Raw genomic sequence first — 21,547 nt, forward strand, 5'->3', positions numbered from 1 at the left:
ACAGCGATGACCCACGCCCCACTGCGTCGTTTAAGAGGGACTGTCGCACGAGTCCTGTCGTATGGCATCGGAGGCGGTGCGATTTTCGTGCTGACGGTCCCCCCGGCAAAGCGCGTCCGCGTTGTTGCGAAGTTCAACGTCATGCTTCGTGCACCGGTGGTCGGTGAGACTTGGGAGGTCTCTGGTACGTTCGAACACCATTCACTCTATGGAGCGCAACTGAAGGCCCAAAGTGGAGTGTGTCGCCAACCAAGCGGCATAGAGCTGGTATCGCTCCTGGGGAAGCACCCCTCATTCGCCACAATCGGAGTGCGTGCCGCCAAGAAGCTTTGGAAGAAGTTTGGCGCAAGACTCCCTGGTATTTTTGACCATGAAGACGTGCGAAGCCTGGACTCCGCTGGCCTCAGCGCGCCCGCAGCAATCGCGGGCATTACCGCGTGGCACCGCTATCTCGATGACCTCAGAATAGTTCGTGCACTCGAGCCACTCGCCCTTTCTGGGCACGAACGCTCAACGCTCCCAGACGTCATTGCGGTGTTTCGCGGCTTGAGATTGACGACCCCGTATGACTTCCACCCAGCGATTCATTGGTCAACTATCGACAGCTCCGTCAAGAATTCAAGGCCGCCCCATGAGCCGAGTCGACTGGTATCTGCATCGGACGCCGTCTTTGTCCTGGGCAGACAAGCGATATTGCGCGCCATCCCACTCAAGGAATACGAGCGCCGGCTTGCAATCAATCTCCGAGACCCTGACCTCGTCCAGACCGCGCGAGACTCCTCGGTCGCTGCTGGAAGACTGTTGAACCTGACCTACAGGCGGGAGCGCTTTGTCGCTTCGGATGCGCTCACGAAGGTTACGCATGCTTTCTTATCCCGTATGTTCGCATCCAAGGGGGTGACGCAGGTGCACGGTGACGCGTTCACTACCGTGGATACTCCCCGTCAGACGGCAGCATCAGTCTGCTTGATTGACTGCGGAGCTCACACTGATGCCGCTGCTCGCGCCTGGCTGCAGGAAGTGCTTGCCGATGCACTCCACGTCGGCTTCTCCGATGAAGAGCCCCACCCAGCTCGCCACCAAAGCTTGCAGCAGATGCTCGCGGGCCCAGCACAAGTCCGCGAGGCAGGGAACACGGTAGTGGTTCACAGCGCTCATGCGCTCGACATCCTGACGCTCAACAAGCTTATCCACAGGCTCCCGGTCGACACTTCCCTGATACTTGCCGGCACGCTCAATGTAGTCACCCGACCCAATAGGCCGGCGCCGTATCACGCTCTATGGTACTCAGGGCTATTCCAACGAATAACGTTGCGTTCAACTGGGTCACCTGAAGCGAGCGAACTACCGATTTCATCAATCCACAGAGATGGGCTGGAAATTCGGAAGGTCCAGGTGTCTGGAATGAAGGACACGCTGAGTGAAGCTCTGGCGCTCTACCGCGAGAATGCGTGTGACGGAACGACAGTCCTTATCTCAGCAAACGGAGGAATCTGTCACTTGTTGAACGTCAAGCTGTCGTCGGAAAGGGTCGACGAACTTGAGTATGACAAGCTTCCGGTGAATTCCACGGCACTTGGTCGTAGCGGACGAGCATATGACAAATGCCCGGTCACGTGGAAGCAAGCAGACATCGCAAAGTGCCGCTGGCCAGGCGAGAGCATGACCCTGCATGACGTGGAGCAAACGCCATACATTCGCGTCACGAACTCGATTCCCGAGTTCGTAGTGGCTCAAGTCACGCGCGCAAACGGCGACGTCGCTCCTCTAACGGCGTCAGACGCGTTTGAGCTCACTCTCGCGTACGCACTCGAGCTGCCCACAGCTGCCCTCGGTACGTGGCAAACCGTGATTGTGGTTTGCATCGACAGCTCCAACTGCAATGCAGAGCTGATTCGCGCTGCATCTGGCCTTGCGTCGCGTACGGTAGTTCTCGTCGGTGATGTCGATGCTAGTTTGAAGCGCGAAGGACGAGACGCGTGGTATGGCGCCGACCCTCTTCTGCAACACCTTCTCCAGAAGGCTCCGGAGACGTCATCATGAAGGCTTCTGTTCATAAGGCACAGCGGGTCTACTTCCTCTGGGTTGAGGATGAAGACAATCGCCGACATCCTGTTTTTCGAGGCAGCACCTACTCGCTTCTCGAATTGCCCACTGACTATTGCGGGGCAGTCCTACGCATGGCAGCCTCAGAGCACGTATCGAAACCAGGTGTTCGTACGCGCAAGGACCATGTCACCACTGCAGTTCGCGAGTTGTACACCTATCTATCGGAAAAGCATCTTTCGATTGATGAGATGAACGACAAACATATTTTGGCATTCAGAGATTGGTGCTGGGAGCGAACGAAGAAGCGACCTCAGTATCGGGGGGACGAGCGAGTCGCAAAAGAGACGACAAATATTCGTCTGAAGTGCGTCTATGAATTCCTTGCATGGGCACAAGGCCAAGGTCGCATTCCGTCCGGAACCATAGGGCCAGTTCGTTGTGGAGTCACGTCGACGCTGCCGTTGGTGGGACTGTCTGGTCCGAAATCCGATGACAGTGAACTCAAGAAATACCCGCACATCTACAAACGGACGGGCCGAGCTAGTCGCCTTGGAAGAGCCCAGTATCGAGCAACTGATGACGATATTTCAGCGCTGGAAGATTATCTTGAAAGCGCCGGCAACCCGGCCGACCAACGCCAAGTTATGCTTATCATCCGTCTAATCGCGGACACGGCTTGGCGAATCGGAAGTGTGGCAAGCCTCCAAGTTCACCAGTTCTCGAGAGACGCATTGGCAAAGGCTGAAAAGAGGCATGCCAAGGCATACGATGTAGCCCCACCCGACCAGAAGTTCGGCTACAGCAATGAGTTCTCGTTGTCGTGGCCAATCGCCTATGACATTGCAAACTACATCGAAATCGACCGAGAGGAAATAATCAAGCGAACAGGTGTCAGTCGAAACCGACTAGAGGGCCGCATTTTCTTGAATCCTGTTTCGGGGCGCCCGTTCGACGACCACGCACTATCGGCCCGAATCGCAGAGCGCTTCAAAGAGGTCGGCGCGGGGAAAGGCTCGGGGGCCTATGGCGTTCGAAGGAAGGCTGCCACACGCATCGCCCGGGAGGAGATTGAATTTCGACAAAAGCGAGGATTGTCGATGCAGCAGGAAGACGTCATCGATGCTATCGCTCGCCGCCTCGGTCATACCTCCAAGACCGCGTATCAGGCCTATGTCGAGGCAAATGCGATGATGTCCGGATACTCGGTCGCGGCTGAGCAGCGGGACCAGATTGAGGCCGTTCGCAATGAAAACGCGGCCCTTCGTGCGAAGTTGGCCGAGCTCGAGCGCAAGAAGCCGCCGCCGAAGCGCTGAGGAATGCCTTCGCGGCACCCTCTAAAGCGCCCAGCCCCTAGAGACGCGCCTTCAAGTTTTTATTTTGAACGGCGTATGGGCCTCGAGCTCGCCGATATGCTCATCCATGGCGGCCGTCTCCTGGTCGAGAAACTCGCTGATAGCGTGCGCAAATCGATGGTCGGCAATCCAGTGCGCAGACCATGTCGGTGTCGGCATCAATCCACGCGACATCTTGTGCACACCTTGGGCGCCGCCCTCGAAACTCTTCAGCCCGTTGGCGATGCCGTACTCGATGCCCTGCATGTAGCAGGTCTCAAAATGAAGGCCGGATACGAATTCTTTGGTGCCCCAGTAGCGGCCATACATCGTGTCGCCTTCAACGACATTCAGAGCCACCGCCACCCTCTTCCCGTCTGCCTCAGCAATGACAAGCATTAGCGCATCAGGCATCGTACGATGAACCAATCCGAAGAACTTGCGATTCAGATACGGCGGGTTCCAGTGCTCCCGATAGGTGTTTTCGTAGCACTCGTAGAAGAAGTCGAGGTCGTCCTGACCAATCTCCTGTCCCCGTAGCCAACGAAAGGTAACACCAGCGTCGTGGACCCTTCGGCGGTCCTGTTTCACCTTCTTGCGTTTGTCGTGTGACATCTTCGACAGAAATTCGTCGAAGGTCTGGTACCCAAAATTTTCCCAATGAAACTGGACGCCTTCTCGCAGCATGAAGCCAGCGTCAGTCAGGGCCTCAAGGTCATCTTCGTGCGAGAACAGGACGTGGATTGAAGACACATCGAGCTGCTTCGCAAACTCGATTGCTCCCCGTGCTAGCAGCACCCTATCGGCATGCGTCGTTGCCAGCAGCCGCGGACCTGTGACGGGCGTGAACGGGACTGCAGACAGAAGCTTGGGGTAATACTGGATGCCATGCCGGGCGAAGGCATCCGCCCAGACGTGGTCGAAGACGTATTCGCCGCGGCTATGTGATTTCAGGTACAGCGGCATAGCGCCTGCCAACTTGCCTCCCCGCCGCATCAGCAGATAGGTCGGCTGCCACCCTGTCGACTTGGATGCGCATTTCGTAATGTGCATTGCTGACAGGTATTCGTGCGCCACAAAGGGATTGCCTGCAGCGAGCGCGTTCCACTCCTCCGCAGGCACATCTGAAAGCGAATCGACAACGAGAATCTCGACCTTGCTGCTCACCTATCCCCCGACGGTTTTCCGAGCGCGGCGTAGAACCGCAAAGCCGCATTGTCGCGCATACTGGGAAAGTCGTCCGACGCTGCGGCTGCCCCCCGAAAAAAGGGCGCGAAAACTTAAAGCCGCGCGCGGATATGCGTTCAATGGCGGTCGAGGAGCCCTAAGGGAATAACATGTGCAGCGGTCCGTCTCCGCGCTGTCGTTCGCTTAATCCCGCTGTCACAAGGCCGTAGCTTCGCAGAATCCAACGCGACTGGCCCCCAGGCTCCCCGCCCACCGCACTTCGGCCGTGCAATGCCAATCGATTGTTGACCAGCAGAACATCACCCGGCGCAACCTGGACCGCCGACGTGCTGTCCCGGCAGGCATTGACGAACGCTTCGATTGCGGCGGCACCAGGCCCTTCTTCGTCGTCGACACCAGCGCTGCTGTGGCTGAAACGAACCCACGTCTGTCCGTTGACTTCGAAAAGAAACTCGCCGCCATCAACAATGTGTTCCTCGCCAAGGATTTTCAACATCCCCTCACGAAATGTTGCCTGCGAACGGATGATGAATTGTGGCTTTTTGAGTTCGAGGATGTCCTCCGGGCGCAGCTTGGCCAGGACATCTGCGAGGGGCATTACGGTTGTATGGACGCCGTCGGGATTTCGCAGACCGGCTAGGCACACGAAGTCTGGGGAAGGGGCAAGTTCGTTCCGAAGCGCATCATGCGTTCCGCGGACCGGAAAACTCACCGCGTCCGTGTGGCCTTTCATGCTTTTGCGCGACTTGTCCGCGTACACACCTTCGCCCGGCATTACTGCCAGGTTAACGAACAGTTCGCCTCGGTTTTCTGACCCATAGGATACGGCTTCGAGGCCGACCGCGGCCACCGCTGCAATCGACGACACCCGGGCAAGCAGCGTGCCTTCTGCCGGCGGAATCGGATAGAAGCTCGACGGTGTGTCCGGCATTTGGCCGGTCGTGAAGACCGCTGGAAGGTGGATATATGCCCCCTCCCACGCCAGCTTCTCGACCTCGACTAGGGTGTGGCCAACCTGCGCCAACTCTTCCCCTACGGCGGGTCTCAGCTCAGCGCCAAGCGCTGCGGGGCTGTGGAGTCGCTCACAAGCTTCGTCGAAAGATTTCCCTGCCCGCCACGAATATACGGCGCTACGGACAGCTTTCGCAAATTCTGAGGAAATCAGCACGGCCCCCACTGTTTGATATATTGTTGATACACGCCTATACTAAATGCATCCGCGGAGGGTGTCTAGCATGCGAACCGACATTTTGCCCCCAAATAGTGCTCACTGCGCTGTGCAATATGTGAATGAATGGGGTCAGCTCATAGGAGCAATTACACGCAAGGTCGAATTCACGACCGACGGCGAGTTACCTGTGGTTTGCGCGGTCACCTTACCTAACGGGGAGAAACTGCGGGTCGGAGCCGAGGACGCTGATGCTGCTGCAATCGCACTGATGAGAACACTGAACGAGCGGCTGATAGAGGCGCGCGTCGGAGCACAGTGGGAAACGAATTATCAAAAGCTGCTCGGTCGAACCGAAATAACAAAACAGTCAACGGAGGCGGTGATGCAAATCGAAGCCGATAAATCAGCAGAAGCTCCTATTCGCACGAAAGAACGGCAAGACACGATTGGTGTCAGCAGCAAAACTTCGCTGCATAACTCGGTAGTTGCACTCGCCGAACTTCGTGGAGACAGCTTGGCTTCGGTTGCTCGAGAACTTGTCACTGAGGGTTTCGAGGAATTTGAGGCACGAAGCCTATCGGAAAATCCGAGAAAACTCTTGGGAAGCTACGAGTTAAAGCTTGGTACGCTCGTTGGTGAGGAAACCACGCAGTGGATGGTGCGACTGAATCGACACCTGTCGATTAGGCTGAAGCTCACGGCTAAAGAATACGGAAAGTCTGCATCGCAACTGGTCGCCATGTGTATGACCGAGGCGCTCGCAAAACACGAGGTGTCAAAGTCAGAAGCAGCGAGTGCGGCCGAGGTCGCCATCGCACGCGCTGCAGTGATGGGTGTCAAAGGGGCCGCCTTGCGCCAGCTGGCCGAAGATGTTGGGCTGGGCAAGCATCGGGTGCTTCTGAGCCGAGTTCTTTCTGGGAAGACAAAAGGCCCAAGAGCGTTGCTGCATGCATTGTCATCAAAATTGGAAGTCTCAGTTGCCGCCATCTCTCAGGTAGTTAGCGAGTCTTTCCAATCAGCAACCGTTCCAGCGTTCAAAGCCGGTGAGGCTAAACCTGTTGTCGCGCTAACGCCGCAGTCTTGGGACGATGCCGTGCTTTCTCTAGGTTTGTCAACAGAAGAGACGGCTAAACTGTTATCGATTCAGGACTGAATGTCTCTATGAACCCGTTTGACCGAGCCCGAACTGAAGCCAAAGCACTCCGCCAGCGACTTCTTAAGCATTGCAAGACCACTCAGCCGACCAGCTTGCAGCTTCTATCGGGCGTCGAGACCGAGCTGAACCTTGCTATCGACTGTGTTCCTCCCGGTTATGCAGCATTAGGTGGAGGAGCGGCGGTCCTCGAACGTGACGAAGATTCTATCTATGTCCGGAATGACGTTGAGGACTCGGAATACGGCTACCTAGTCGCCCATGAACTGGGGCATTGGTCTTTGGATGCTGAGAAGCCAAAGGTCACAATTGCGCATCTGGCCTCCTTGACTGCATCGACCGGCACCCCGGCCGCGGTCAAGGTAGAAGCATATGGTGCCAGGGGACGACAGGAACTGCAGGCGAACGTATTCGCCCGTGAGTTGCTGCTCCCTCGAGAGCTTGCAATTTTGCTTTGGAACGCCGGGGACGGCGCCCAAGACATCTCTAAAGCCTTGGTGCTGCCCCTTGAACTTGTCCGGCTTCAATTGCTGGATGCTCTGCTGCTGCCTGCGTCCGCGCCTGCGCTGCCGAAACCTTTGCCCGCTCCCAGTGAAGACCAAAAGCTCGCTGCCGAGGCGAAAGAGCGATTCGTTAACGTAGTGGCCGGACCAGGCACAGGGAAGACGACAACCCTTGTTCATCGAGTCAAACACCTTATAGAGCAACGAGGCGTAGACCCGAGCAAAATTCTTGTCCTTACTTTTACAAACAAGGCCGCCTTTGAATTGGTAGAACGCCTACGTAATGCTGGCATCCACCGGGCGTCTGATATTTGGGCGGGAACGTTTCATGCCTTCGGCCTGGAGTTTCTCCGTCGGTATCACCAACATTTCGGTCTCGACCCGGACGTGTTGGTCGCGGACAAACTCCATCAGATGTCGCTGCTGATTCGCAGCCTGCCTTCGATAGACTTGAAGTATTACCTTCGCGTCGAAGACCCATATGACTGGCTGCAAACTGTAGTCAAATGTATCCAGCGACTGAAAGAGGAATTAGTTGACCCCAGCGAGTATCAATCTCGAATCTCAGCGCTCAATGCGGAGTCGGACGAACTCAGGAAGCAGCGCGAAGACATTGCGTCACTGTATGCGACGCACGAAGTCGCGTTGCGGGATGCGAAGATGGTGGACTTCGTCGACCTGGTTGCTAAACCTGCTTTGCGCATGCGCGATGACAGAGCGAGCGTCGCAGAACTTGCCAACCACTTCGAACATATACTTGTAGACGAATACCAAGATGTCACCGAGGCGATGGTAATGATGGTGCGCCAACTCGCTGCACAAGCGAAATCACTCTGGGTTGTGGGAGATGTGCGGCAGGCAATTCACCATTGGCGAGGAGCCTCTGTAAAAAGCTTGATGAAGTTTGAAAACGCATTCCAGATTTCTGGCGACGGTTCCGACGTAAAAAAGTACTCGCTTGACTCAAACCGGCGAAGCTCCGAGGAAGTCCTTGAGCTATTCTCGGTCGCCGGACGCGTTCACGTCCTCGAAAAACGGCTGCCGCTCGACTCAATGTCGGCGGTCAGCGGCAAAAGTTCCGTACTACCCGAGTTAGTATCTTGCGAAACGCGCTCTGACATACACCTAGCAATTGCAGAAGAGGTAATCAGCCGGAAAGCGGAAGGGGTCGACTATCGACAACAAGCGGTACTTTGCAGACGCGGGGCCGACGTCGAATTCCTAGCTGACAAGCTTCGCGACGCTGGTATCCCGACGCTCTTCATTGGCGAACTTACACAGCGCCCCGAGATAAAGCGGCTGATTTGTCTAATGCAACTTCTCTGTGAGCGAGCCCCGCGAGCCTTAGTTGGCTTGGCCGACTTACCAAAGTTTGCAATGCCCATGCAAGACATCGTTCTCCTCCTTGAGTGTGCGGAGGAAGACATTGCATGGCAGCGAGGGCGTTGGCTAGGAAGTTCGCCTGCAGACATATCAGAGCAAGGCCGAGAGGCAAGCATCCAACTACAAGCACTCCTTTCCGGATTCAGCCGCCATACCAACCCGTGGAGCTTCATCTGCATCTTACTGCTGGAACGAAGATTCGGACTGCCTGATGCAAAAGATACATCACTCGAGGCGCAGACTGTTCGCATGGCACTTTGGCAATTTGCATATGCTGTGCGTAATGGCGATGGCGACGTTCGACAAGCGCGACTCTCTCGCTATTTGCTTCGACAGCAACTTCGCCAGCGAATTGGCGAGACACATGGTGACCGAGAGCTTCCGCCAGAAGCTTCTGAAATGGACGCTGTACGCTTATTGACCGTGCACGGGAGTAAAGGGCTTGAGTTTCAAGCCGTTCATATGGGGTATGTTGACGCCGACGCGTATGGGCCCGACGAACCCACATGGGGCGAATCCGAGCCAATTCTCGCCCTCGTGCCCCCTTCCGTGCTGGGCAGCAGTGACGACGAGTATAAGTTCGAGACCGCTGTAGAACGCAATAACCTACTTTACGTTGCACTGTCCCGTGCAAAGTTACATCTTCAAATCTACGAGAACATCGAATTCGGGTTCAAAAATCGCCCGATTCAGCTTAAATCGCCTGAAGCAACGGTCAAAAAGCGCACCTTTGTTAACGGTAAGGCCGAGGTGATGCATGCAAACTCGGCCATTGTTCAGGCGAGTGTCGTCGCCCAAGTTCAATTTGAAGAATTTGAGTCGTATTCGCGCTGTCCGCTTCAGCACCACTATCGGTATCGCTTGGGCCTATCACGGGAGCAGGAGAGTGACATCTCGGTACGAGCCCGCTGGGCGGTTATGGAGACGTTACGAGCAGTAGCGAAAGACCACGTCCATCCGAAAGCTGCGTTCGCAAGTGCGTGGGGGCACTATCAACTCCCCGATGAAAGCGCAGACCCCCACCTTACTCGCGATGCCAAAGTTGTCTGTCGCAGGGGTTTGACTGTCATTGGCAAGAATCCGGGGACATTTAACGAGTCTCTCATCTCCCGGCTTAACGGCTTGGACGTCGAACTGCCCTGGATGATTGACAGCGACAAAGGCGGTCCGGCACGACTGCATCTCATTAGATTTTCGGCAAGCGGCTCGGGTACGACCTCATCTCTGTTACGACCCATGCTTCTCGAAATCGAGGGGCGTCGCCCTCGGCCGCTTATCCTGCATACGCTTCTGGTTGAGAAACATATAGATGTAAAGTTGAGCCAAGCTCCCGAAAAAACCACCGCGTTCAAAGCTGCCCCGCGGATGCTGAGCGGCGACCGAACGCCTGTTCCCGGAAGGCACTGCGGTCGTTGCGCTTATTTAAGTGTTTGTCCGGTTGTACCGTCTTAACGAATAGCGAGGTAGCGGCCGGTTTCTTCTATTACGCACAAGAAAGTTGACTTGCGACGGGTCTCATTCGCCGGAAGCCGACTTGCCGCGATAGGGTCTCAGGACGTCAGCTAAGCCTCGCAATTATTCTCGTTCTCGGCACCTGTAGCGGGTAGACCAGCATTTCAACTCGACGATGCGTCTCCGAGTTTCTAACGACCACTTGTGCAGCGTGCATCCACTATTCTTCGCCGCCGTCGGCACCATACAAAATGCGGATGGCACCGTCATCCCCAATGTCAACCGCGCTCGAAATTTTAAGATGAACATCGACAAGGAAAGCGCTGTCGCTTCGCGGCGAGCATGAAACGTCGACGAATTGATGTTCACCAAACTCTTGGAAAAGCACCTTCGCGAACGTCTCCTTTGACAAAATCATTGATTGCCCTGCAACCAGGTTAGCGCTATACACCTCTATTTCGTTGAAGTTGCAGACGTACCCTGCACCTCTATCTTCTGCACGCCAAACTCGGAGGTCGCCCGGCTTCTCATAACCCAAACCGAAATCCGCGTGCTGCCACTGCCAGACCCAGTCAGGTCGGGTCGGGTTCTCGAGAATCAAAATCGGCACAGAATCGCCCTTCTGAATGCGCTCAGATTCCAACATCAGTAGCGCCCAGTAGGACTCCCGGTCGGCGACTGCCACTTCGCGGATATTGCACTTCCTTATCACATCGCCGAGAACGAGGGCACCCACATGGTTTTTCATTGTTTCGGACCAGAACTCTGCCTCGTTGACGGCGCGCTGGTCCATTTCAACGAGTGTCAGTTCACCTTTCCGAATCTGCTGCATATTGAGGGTAAAGTCATTTAGCGCCTGGTTGGCATACTCTATCCTCTGAAAAAGCTGCAACGGAAACGCTCCCGACTGCCGGTCAAACGCTGTTAGCGAGGCAAATCTCGCCAGCTCGGCGAGCCTGTCCGGCTCAACCGGTGCGTCCTGGAGCACCTGACCCCTCCTTGATTCCAAGGTCGACTGTATGGACTCGATACTCTCTTTGAGGTTTTCCAGGGCGGTAGCGGCGTCATGCGTTTTTTGAGTCCGACGCAGCATCGCTGTAGTCATTTCCGTCGACACATTAGCTGGGTCCCCCATGGCGGCGAGCCATGCTGCCAATCTTCCCCGAACTATCTCAATGCTGTCGTATTGGCACCCCATCCAGATGTCCAGTTGCCGTTGCAGTGAAGCTTCCATGCCCCATCTTGCTGGCGACAGGACCGCCATGATAATGAGTTGCTCTTGCTGTAGCGACTCAACGTCATCCGCTCCGAACGATGAATAACTCCGGGATGTAACCATCCGCGGCTGCTGCATATCCTTCACCCGCTGCACGAACTGGCTCAAGCGAGCCACATAACCGCCGCGGTAATGCCCACTGGCACTGAATTGTCTGATTTTCGCTGTTAGATACTCCGCAGCTCCTAGCCGACTTAGCGAATGGGACAACGTACCGCCGCCTCGATATTGCCGACCGGTCAAAAGCCCCGCCGCGACGTCCATAGCCAACGAGCCCTCCACGTCGCGTCCCAATTGACACGCCCAAGACAGCGCTAGCTCAATGGTAATCAACCGGACGTCCGTCCAGAAATTGCGAAGTGCAGCGAGCAGCACGCCTCGCTGCAAACCGACAACACTATCACCCAGTCTCCGACCGTCCTCCTTAGAAAGGCCTAACGAATGGGCAACGTCTGGCCAATGCACGCCGAGGTCGTCCAGACATATGAAATCTATCTTGTCATAGAGAGCCAGCGCAGGATGTTCGTAATCAAGATTTCCCCACCACTTGTTCAGCGAATCCGCAAACCATTCGGAGGCGGTCTGGTCCCCTCGCTTTATCGCAGCCAGCAGCAACTTTGCCGTGCCTTGAATGTGCGCTGCACTGATACGAGCTATAGACACTACTTCAGTCCAGTGAAATGCCGCGGTGGGCTCTGGAATTTCAACGATGCGCGCCCTCGCGTTCTCCCATCCGCCGACGAAGGTTAAAACGACTTCCTCGTAGACTCCAGACAACGGTGGACTGAGCATCGCTGCAATATGCGGTCCATGCTGAGCGCCTTGTTCTTCTATTTTCTTGGTCCACCAGTCGCCCAATTGATACATCAACAGTGTCTGCAAGTCGAAGACGCTCTCGCGTATGTCGGCGGGTGAGCGACTTAATGCGTCTCCGCTCAAGTGCTGTCCAATATGGCACATACGACGAATCGGACTACTATCGGCAACCATTGTCTCTATTGCAGCAAGAAACACCGACCGGTATGCGTTGTTCCAACTTTCGTGCATCGGCCGCCCGAAGAACTCGCTGATGTCGGGCAGAATCGCCCAGCTTCCCACGGAGCCGTCTTCAGTCTCAACGAGACACGCGCCCAAAAGGAGCTCGTGCAGTCCAACGAGAGCGTTATAAGCTCGTTCGAATGTCTTGACGTCCGTTTTCTCTGCGGCAGTGCGAGCGTCAAGTTCGAATTCTTCGATGACCGACTTGACGCGAATCTCGTATCGTTCCCTCTTCACACTGCGAAACACATACGCCCACCGGAGCATAAAACGCTGCGAGCGCGAAAGACTTGGACCGTCCTCAACCTGAGCCACATCAAGTGACTCCCGATATTCTGTACCAGGCATCAGCGGGACCGTCAAAAAAGGCCACTGTACGCGTGAGCGGCGAGGGCCATCGGTCGGGCGAGTCCACTTCCGAGCTGCACGCTCCCATCCGTCAATCGCAAAGCATAGCGGCCAGAGTCGAACATCCACAAGACGAGAAGGGGCATGCAATGTTATCGTCCCTTGCTCTGTGCCTTTTCCGAACCCAAACCGTGCCAGCAAAACTTTGGGGCCGTCCTCTTTTTTGTTGTCCAGGTAACTCGACGCTCTAACCCATCCTTTGGAATGCGCTTGAGCTAACACCTGGTATGAATACAGTCGCCTTATCTCGCGTGGAAGGGCGACGCTGGTCACGTACTTGGTTACGATGGCCGATTGCACATCCGGTCGCAGGTATTCGACGGTCCGATAAAGGAAATGCGTTGTCAGAACCGCATTTAGCACAAACCAGACGGCATCCAAGATTCCCCACTTCAACAGGACGCACGCGCCAAAGTACGGCATGACGACATACTGGCAGGCCATGACCACAACAAGCATCAGCGACGACAAACCAGCAGCCAGCGCGCCTGAATTCAGCATGTAAAGATGCATGAAACAGTCGGCGGCTGGACGCCGCTGCAGGAACACCGCTACAAAAGCGATAACGATTGGGTATGCGAGCGCAGCGAGCGTAGCCTGGACAGACCATAGCGTCGAAAAGTAACTCAACTGCTCGGACGCCTGCCATGTGGTCCAACCGTGTGGAAGCCAAGTAACCGGCAATAAAGAGAGGGGCACCAAGCACAACCCGAACAGGATGGGTAACAGCAAGCATAGCCATACGGGATGTTCGCCAGCAAGCATCAACTGTCGCGACCAGAACGACATCGAGAACTCTTTCTGAACTCGATTGAACACCCTCCAGTCCGCGACGTCTTTCCGGACAACGCTATTGATAGACCATGGAACGCTAGAGATGTGCCTGATGGCGTCAAAACAGGCGGACATTGGGTCACTTAACTTGCGGCACCATTGATTGCATGCGCCCTCAGCATTCCGATACATGCCGGATGCTGTGCGCCATACCCTCTTCAACATCGTTGACATCTTATTCTCTCGATTATTCTTGTTAGTCGTATCTTCGCCCTGCTTCAATCTAAATAGCGGTCTTCTCAGCAGGTTCGACCATGACAGCCGCGGAAAATTATGGGCGAGGCTCCCCTTAGCATCCTGTATCGCCCAGATGACTGCCAGCGAGCATCTCGCAATGATTCGGCATTCTCAGACAATGCATTGTGTCCGGGGTAAGGACCTGCGTACCTTTGCGCATTCGACTAAAACGAAGAATCGATGCTCTCAATCGCCCAGCGCCAATGCCGGGATGTCACTCAAAAATGCGCGCATCTTCGATAGCCTCAGGCTCCATCATGAGTGCATTGACGCCCACGCTTGGCTTCCGTCCGTCCATCGCTCGCCAATGCGTGACGCCACCGCACACGCGGCATCGATGAAAAGTCAGCGGACGCCCATTGCACATACCAATGTAACCCTCGGTCTCGCCGTTGTCGACGGCGAACAGTACATCCTGTTCGCCGTATTCTGCCCATAGTGCGCCGTATCGCCGGCATGTGGGGCAATCGCATCGTTCGAGTTCCGAAGGTGCGACCTCGACAGAAAGGTGAACTGCACCACAAGCGCAGGAAGCACCAATGGGGACAATGACAATTTCCTCAGGGTTATCGGACAACCAAGCAAAAAGATTTTTTCGACACTGCAGCTCTAGGCACGGGTCATTCTTATCCTTTTCAACCAAACGACTTACAATTTCGCGGGCTGCTTCGATAGGCATTTCCTTAAGAAACGCACTAATTTCTTCGAGGCCCCATTTCCAGTCTGGGCTCTGATAGGTGCATTGAAGCTCAAATATCATGGAATCCGACATCACCTTCGCGTCTGATAAATAAGTCACGGTGCCGCCTCCAATATCTCAAAGAGTTCGCGCGGCTATGCCGCGAGCTTGTGCTCGTAGTATGGCCGGTCCTTGTCATCGAGGATGGCGTACATCGCGTCCAGGTTTGATGCCTCCGGATTGAGCCACGCTTCGATGTTCTCAGGCTTGATGGGGATGATGCACCGGTCATGGCCGGCCGCTTCAATCTCTGGCGGCGGCTCATCCGTGATAGCCGCGAACGACAAGAGGTCCGGCTCGCCGGGTTTAGTCCATCTCGACCACAGGCAGGCGACGTGCATCAGTTGCCGGTTACTCGGGCGAAACTCAAGGACAACGTTCTCATCCTTGTGATGCGTCTCCAGTAACGTGCCTTCCATCTTCGCCTTCTTGACGTTCTCGTAGAAGACCTCGACGAGCATCACGCCATGTGTGTGTCCAAAGCACGGCTTCCAGAAGCCCTCGAGTGAATTTTTGCGAGCGTTGTAGGTTCCCGGATATTTCACATCAAAACTGGCAGGCGTGCCGGCAACCCTGCACTGGTATCGCATCGGCTTGACCACGTATTCGCCGTTTTCCATCACAAGCACCGGCGCGTACCAGCCCGGGAAGATGCGCGAATCGCGCGGCTCCGATTCAATCCGGTTGATGTCTTCGATGCGACGTAGAGCAGCGTCGACTTTGTCGGTGGCAATGCGCCGGCTTTCGGTCGCAGCCTTCGTTACCTTCGATTCCAGTTTGCGCTCAGCGTCAGTCAGACGGGTTCGCTGCTTGAAGAGCTCCTGCTCGAGTTTCGTCTTCTGCTGGGCGCGCGTCCTGTCGATGAACTGCCAAATCTCACGCTCGCCATCGTTCTGCGGGTCGCGGAACGCATCATCGAGCGCCTTTGGCGTCTTCGCGCTGCTCCCTTCGGCCTGAAGCAAGTAAAGACGCGCAAACTCGGCGATGTCCATGTGCGCGCCGAACATCCGTACATAACGACGGTAGTCCGCCTGGATTTGAGCCGAGTAGCACATGCGTCATCTCCGTTGACTGCACCGAATTTCGGTCCCGATGCATGACCCGTCGCATCCCCGGCAGAAGTACCGGTCCCGCACACTGTCGTCGACTGGCCAGCAGTTCAGCGCATCGGCAGCCTTCGTGCCCACCGTCCGACCATTCTCACTCGCGAAGAACGTCGGTTCGCCTGCTTTTCCGCGCGCGACAGCTTCATCAATGGTCGCATCCCCGAACGCGTCGCGCAATTCGGCCGCGAACGCCGCAATCTCCGGCATCGGGTGCTTGCGCACAGGCATGTCCATTGGCGTCTCCCGTCGTGACCAAAAAGGGGCACTTCACAAACGTAATTTTTAAGATACGATACTGTACATCCATACAGTATTTCTTGCCATGGCCACCCTGCCTCAACACGTCGAGTCGATACACCCAGCGCTGTGGCGCGGGGCGCAGCTCGCGCGTGCCCATGGCCGGACGGTCGACACCGGCTACGCCGCCCTGACTGCCGAACTGCCCGGCGGCGGCTGGCCGTTGGGCGCACTGGTGGAACTACTGGTCCAGCAGCCCGGAATTGGCGAAATGCGGCTCCTGAAGCCGGCGCTCGCCGAACTGAGCGCGCGACCGGTTGTGCTGCTGCAGCCTCCGCATGTCCCCAATTCGCTGGCGTTCTCCTATCTCGGCCTGCCGGTGGACCGACTCATGAGATTGCGGGCACCGAAGACGGCTGACGCGCTCTGGTGCGCGGAGCGTGTGCTTCAGGCGAAGAGCTGCGGCGCCCTCATCCTGTGGCAGCAGCACATCCGCACCGAGGCGCTGCGGCGATTACACCTGGCGGCGCAGGCATCCGAAACACTCCTTGTGCTCATGCGGCCGCTGGCCAGCGCGCAGGATGCCTCACCCGCCACGTTGCGGTTGGCCGTCCGACCGGCTAACGGCGGCCTCGTCGTCGATGTCGTCAAGCGACGAGGCCCAACGCGAACGGAAACACTGTCCATCACCCTGCAACCCTCACCGATTACCCTCAGCCCCTATGGCCGTGTTCGTCGCCATCTACCTGCCCCGGCTTTCGCTGGAGGTGTTCCGTCCGAGGTGGTCACCTCGGACTGAGCACGGGTGCGTCGTGCTTGAGCGCGACAAGGTCGTGGTGATGGATTCGATGGCGCGGGAAGCTGGCGTGCTGCCAGGAATGAAACGGGGCGGCGTCACCACGTTATCGCCCGACGCCCTGATGTACGACCGCAGCGTCGAGCGTGAACGGGAAATGCAACGCGAGGTCGCATTTGGTCTGCTGAAGTTCTCGCCGCAGGTCGCAGTCTGTGACGAGGAAACCATCGTCATGGACGTGACGGCGAGCCTGCGTCTCTTCGGCGGCATACGGCGTGTCTGCGCACTGATGCGTGAGGTCGTGAAAGCAGTCGGCGTGACCATTCGCATGAGCGTGGCGCCGACTGGTCAGGGTGCCTGGCTGCTTGCAAAGCGCGGTCGGTGTCGCGTGCTCAAGATGCCGTCGCTCGAGCGAAACCTCAATGCGCTGCCGTTCACGGTCGTGCAGGAGCTCCGCGCGTTCGCTGACTGGTTTCAGGGCCTGGGCTGCCGGGTGCTCGGTGACATCCGCCGCCTGCCGCGCGCCGGGCTGAAGAAGCGGTGCGGCGTGGATTTGCTCGATGCACTCGACCGCGCCTATGGCCTGTCACCCGAGCTGTTTCAATGGCTCGAAGTGCCGCCCACCTTCAGCGCGCGAACCGAACTGCCCGACCGCGTCGAGCACGCCGACGCCATCCTGTTTTCCGCGCGACGGCTCATCGTGCAGATGTGCGGCTGGTTGAGCGCGCAGCAGCTCGCGCTGACCCACGCTACCGTGTCGCTCGAACATGAGCGTGGCCGCGAAGCCGTCGAACCCACCTTCCTCGACATCGCCCTCGCCGAGCCGACGTGGCACGAGGAGCATCTTGTCCGTCTGCTGAAGGAACGTCTGGGGCGCACGGAACTGTCGGCTGCTGTGCTCGCGGTTCGCCTGACGGCATCCAGCGTGCAGCCCGCCGAGCCGCCAAGCGATTCACTGTTTCCCGACCCGGGTGGGTCGGCAGAAGACCACAATCGCCTCATCGAGTTGCTCGTTGCGCGACTCGGTGCCGAGAACGTGGAGCGCGCAGCACCCACGTCCGACCACAGACCGGAGATGGCGAACCGCTGGGTATCCATGCAGAGCGACGCGAAGTCGCAGACGCCTCCGCCTGAACTGCCACGACCGACCTGGCTGCTCGATGAACCCATCAAGCTCATGATGAAGAACCATCGCCCGTTCTACGGCTCGCCGCTCAGGCTCGTCTCGATGGGTGAACGCATTGAGGCGGGATGGCATGACAGTGAAGCCGTCACGCGCGATTACTACGTCGCCGAGGCGGCCGACAAGAGCTGCTACTGGATTTATCGCGAACGCCCGGGCGTGAAGACGGAAGAAGTCCGCTGGTTTCTTCATGGCCTGTTCGGCTAAGACGGTACTGTCATGGACTTTCCTTCGTCGATGCTGCCAGACTATGCGGAGCTTTTTGCATTCAGCAACTTCTCGTTTCTGCGCGGCGCGTCACACGGCGAAGAGCTGGTGCTACGCGCCTCCCAGCTAGGGTATTCAGGCCTCGCAATAACGGACGAGTGTTCGCTCGCCGGCGTTGTGCGCGCCCATGTCGAGGCGAAGAAACAGAAGCTTCCACTCGCCATCGGCTCGTACTTCCAGCTCGTGCATGCCGACAGGACCCCGGCGTTCGGTCTCATCCTGCTGGCGCAGAACCGGGAGGGCTATGGCAACCTGTCCGAGCTCATCACGCTGGGACGCATGCGCGCGTCGAAGGGCGAGTATCTGCTGACGCCGCACGACATCTCGAAGCCAGAGAAAGGCTACACACACCTGAGAGGCATGCCGGACTGCCTCGCTATCCTGGTGCCGGACTTCCCCGCGAAAGAAGACGTGCTCGCGTCGCAGCTCGAATGGATGAACGATGTCTTTGCCGACCGCGCATGGGTCGGGCTCGTCATGCACCAGCGCGCGATGGACGACATTCATCGCGGCATCGTCCAGCATGTGGCCGACAAGTATCGCTTGCCCGTAGTGGCGACGGGCAATGTCCTCATGCACGTCCGGTCGAGGAAGCCGCTGCAGGACACGATGACGGCAATCCGGCTGCGCAAGACGGTGGCTGAATGCGGATACGACCTCGCACCGAATGCCGAAGGGCACCTCCGCTCGCGATTGCGGCTGGGCAACCTGTATCCGACGCACGTACTGTCCGAGACGCTCAACATTCTGGAGCGATGCCACTTCTCGCTCGACGAGCTCCGTTACGAATATCCGGACGAGCTTGTGCCAGAGGGATTCACGCACGAAGCGTATCTGCGGCAGGAAACCTACATCGGTGCGCACCGGCGCTATCCCAACGGCATTCCGCTCAGCGTGCAGGAGCAGATTGAATACGAACTGCAGCTCATCCGTGAGATGGAATACGAAGCCTACTTCCTCACGGTCTACGACATAGTGCGCTTTGCGCGCAGCCAGCACATCCTGTGTCAGGGCCGTGGGTCGGCGGCAAACAGCGCGGTCTGCTATTGCCTCGGGGTGACGGAGGTCGACCCGTCGCGCGGCAGCATGCTGTTCGGGCGCTTCATCAGCAAGGAACGCGGCGAGCCGCCCGACATTGATGTGGACTTCGAGCACCAGCGTCGCGAAGAGGTCATCCAGTACATCTACCGGAAGTACGGGCGCGACCGCGCGGCCATCGCCGCCGCGGTGTCCACCTACCGGCCACGCGGCGCGCTGCGCGAAAGCGGCAAGGCACTCGGCATCGACCCGCAGATTGTGGACAAGGTCGCGAAGTCACATCAGTGGTTCGACCACTCGGCCGACCTGCTCCAGCGCTTCGCGGAATCCGGGCTCGACCCGGAGAATCCGCTCATTGGTCTGTGGGCGAAGCTGGCCGCGCAGATTCTCAATTTCCCGCGTCACCTGTCGCAGCACTCTGGCGGCTTTGTTATCAGCCGGGGCAAGCTCACACGGCTCGTGCCCGTCGAGAATGCGGCCATGGCTGACCGGTCGGCGATTCAATGGGACAAGGACGACCTGGAGGCGCTTGGCCTTCTGAAAATTGACGTTCTCGCGCTCGGGATGCTGTCGGCGATTCGGCGCACGCTCGACATCGTGTCGGAGCAGCGCGGCGAGCGCTTCGAGATGCAGGACATTCCTGCCGAAGACGAAGCCACGTACGAAATGATTTCGCGCGCAGACACGGTGGGCGTATTCCAGATTGAATCTCGCGCCCAAATGAGCATGCTGCCGCGCATGAAGCCGCGCGAGTTCTACGACCTCGTCATTGAGGTCGCCATCGTGCGGCCAGGTCCCATTCAGGGTGGTGCCGTGCATCCATACCTGCGCCGGCGCCAGGGGCTGGAACCTGTCACGTATCCTAGCGACGCGTTGAGAGTTGCACTCGGGCGCACGCTGGGCGTGCCCATCTTCCAGGAACAGGTGATGCAGGTCGCCATCCTGGCTGCCGGCTTTACGCCGGGCGAAGCGGACCAGCTGCGTCGCGCGATGGCCGCCTGGAAACGCAAGGGTGGCCTCGACAAATACTACGACCGCATCGTCAACGGGATGACGGAGCGCGGTTACACGAAGGACTTCGCCGAATCCATCTTCCAGCAGATTCATGGCTTCGGTGAATACGGCTTTCCCGAGAGTCACGCAGCGTCGTTCGCGTTGCTCGTCTACGCGAGCAGCTGGCTAAAGTGCCATGAGCCGGAGGCGTTTCTTGCCGCGATGCTGAACAGCATGCCGCTCGGCTTTTACTCTGCGTCGCAGCTCATTCAGGATGCTCAGCGTCACGGCGTGAAGGTGCTGCCGGCCGACGTCACCATCAGCAACTGGGATTCGGTCCTGGAGAATTATCAATCGGCGTCGAGGCCGGCAGTTCGTCTGGGCCTGTCTCTGCTGAAGGGTATGAAGGACGGTGCCGCGGAGCGTATCGAAGCAGCGAGAGCCGTGAGGCAGTTCGCGAGTGTCAGCGACCTCGCGAGACGTGCGCAGCTCGACCGGAAAGACCTTCAAGTTCTTGCGGCCGCGAACTCACTATCGCTACTGGCAGGCAACCGGCGCGAAGCGCTCTGGGCGTCTGTTGCAGCGGTGCCCGACCGGGACATTCTCGCCGACGCGCGTGTGGACGACGAAACGCCTGTGCTCGGCGCCCCGTCGGAAGGCGAAGACATCGTCGCCGACTACAACTCGATGAGCCTCACGCTAGGCCGGCACCCGCTATCGCTGCTGCGGCCGGTGCTGCTCGAACAGCGCCTCGTGCCTGCCGCGACGCTCATGACTTATCGCAACGGCAGGCTCGCGCGCGGTTGCGGACTGGTCACGGTACGTCAGCGCCCGGGGACCGCAAAAGGGGTGATGTTCGTGACCATTGAGGACGAGACGGGCAACGTGAACGTCATCATCTGGCCGTCGCTGCAGGAGAAGTTCCGGCAGGAAGCGCTGGGCGCCTCGCTGCTTGCGGTGTACGGAACGTGGCAATGCGAGGGCGAGGTCCGCCATCTGGTTGCCCAGCGACTTGTTGATATGTCGCACCTGCTCGGTGGGCTTACGGCGGTTAGTCGCAACTTCTGCTGAATACATGCGGTGGTCCACGACCAGAATCCGCCGATGCCGCCGCGGGAGCCATCATCGCGCATCCGACTCGAACGGCAGTCCCGCAAAGTGCCTG

The 21,547-nt window shown here is 57.7% G+C and carries 13 protein-coding genes; 7 read left to right on the forward strand and 6 right to left on the reverse strand.

Annotation, left to right across the window (positions count from 1 at the left end; translation table 11 throughout):
- The first annotated feature begins 6 nt into the window (after positions 1-6).
- Both VOM14_RS16195 and VOM14_RS16200 read left to right on the forward strand, forming a co-directional pair.
- Complete coding sequence (locus tag VOM14_RS16195) at positions 7-2,043, forward strand: hypothetical protein (RefSeq protein ID WP_327629729.1); 2,037 nt, start codon at positions 7-9, stop codon at positions 2,041-2,043.
- The gene (locus VOM14_RS16200; protein WP_327629730.1) at positions 2,040-3,362 is read left to right on the forward strand and encodes a hypothetical protein; all 1,323 of its coding nucleotides are present in this window, start codon (positions 2,040-2,042) and stop codon (positions 3,360-3,362) included. Before VOM14_RS16195 ends, VOM14_RS16200 begins: the two co-directional genes overlap by 4 nt.
- Positions 3,363-3,413: 51 nt before the next feature.
- On the opposite strand, the gene VOM14_RS16205 is transcribed toward VOM14_RS16200, so the two are convergent.
- Together VOM14_RS16205 and VOM14_RS16210 are read right to left on the reverse strand one after the other, a co-directional pair.
- Complete coding sequence (locus VOM14_RS16205) at positions 3,414-4,547, reverse strand: GNAT family N-acetyltransferase (protein ID WP_327629731.1); 1,134 nt, start codon at positions 4,545-4,547, stop codon at positions 3,414-3,416.
- Positions 4,548-4,704: 157 nt separating this feature from the next.
- Positions 4,705-5,592 (reverse strand): TauD/TfdA family dioxygenase, encoded by an 888-nt coding sequence (locus VOM14_RS16210; RefSeq protein WP_327629732.1) that lies wholly within the window; start codon positions 5,590-5,592, stop codon positions 4,705-4,707.
- 211 nt (positions 5,593-5,803) lie between these two features.
- Between VOM14_RS16210 and VOM14_RS16215 the strand changes: the two genes are divergently transcribed.
- Entirely contained in the window at positions 5,804-6,892 is a 1,089-nt protein-coding gene (locus tag VOM14_RS16215) for a hypothetical protein (RefSeq protein WP_327629733.1), read from the forward strand.
- An 8-nt stretch (positions 6,893-6,900) separates the two neighbouring features.
- A complete protein-coding gene (locus VOM14_RS16220; protein ID WP_327629734.1) occupies positions 6,901-10,230 on the forward strand; it encodes an ATP-dependent helicase in 3,330 nt (1,109 codons plus the stop codon).
- A gap of 220 nt (positions 10,231-10,450) precedes the next feature.
- Here the strand turns inward: VOM14_RS16220 and VOM14_RS16225 are convergent, their stop codons facing one another.
- From VOM14_RS16225 to VOM14_RS16240, 4 genes are all read right to left on the reverse strand, one after another.
- Positions 10,451-13,771: a hypothetical protein gene (locus VOM14_RS16225; protein ID WP_327629735.1), complete on the reverse strand. Its 3,321-nt coding sequence runs from the start codon at positions 13,769-13,771 to the stop codon at positions 10,451-10,453.
- 466 nt (positions 13,772-14,237) lie between these two features.
- A complete protein-coding gene (locus VOM14_RS16230; protein WP_327629736.1) occupies positions 14,238-14,822 on the reverse strand; it encodes a GFA family protein in 585 nt (194 codons plus the stop codon).
- A gap of 35 nt (positions 14,823-14,857) precedes the next feature.
- Positions 14,858-15,817, reverse strand: coding sequence for an SOS response-associated peptidase family protein (locus VOM14_RS16235; RefSeq protein ID WP_327629737.1), 960 nt, complete (start codon positions 15,815-15,817; stop codon positions 14,858-14,860).
- Positions 15,818-15,820: 3 nt separating this feature from the next.
- On the reverse strand, positions 15,821-16,102 hold the full coding sequence (locus VOM14_RS16240) for a hypothetical protein (protein WP_327629738.1): 282 nt from the start codon (positions 16,100-16,102) through the stop codon (positions 15,821-15,823).
- Positions 16,103-16,190: 88 nt separating this feature from the next.
- Between VOM14_RS16240 and imuA the strand changes: the two genes are divergently transcribed.
- From imuA to VOM14_RS16255, 3 genes are read left to right on the forward strand one after another with little or no spacing between them, the layout of a single operon-like run.
- Positions 16,191-16,904, forward strand: a complete 714-nt coding sequence (imuA, locus tag VOM14_RS16245) for a translesion DNA synthesis-associated protein ImuA (RefSeq protein ID WP_327629739.1) — start codon at positions 16,191-16,193, stop codon at positions 16,902-16,904.
- Positions 16,828-18,291, forward strand: coding sequence for a Y-family DNA polymerase (locus VOM14_RS16250; RefSeq protein WP_327629740.1), 1,464 nt, complete (start codon positions 16,828-16,830; stop codon positions 18,289-18,291). Before imuA ends, VOM14_RS16250 begins: the two co-directional genes overlap by 77 nt.
- Before the next feature lie 12 nt (positions 18,292-18,303).
- The gene (locus VOM14_RS16255) at positions 18,304-21,453 is read left to right on the forward strand and encodes an error-prone DNA polymerase (protein ID WP_327629741.1); all 3,150 of its coding nucleotides are present in this window, start codon (positions 18,304-18,306) and stop codon (positions 21,451-21,453) included.
- The last annotated feature ends 94 nt before the right edge of the window (positions 21,454-21,547 follow it).

This window comes from Paraburkholderia sp. MPAMCS5, assembly GCF_036016995.1.
Classification (GTDB): domain Bacteria; phylum Pseudomonadota; class Gammaproteobacteria; order Burkholderiales; family Burkholderiaceae; genus Paraburkholderia.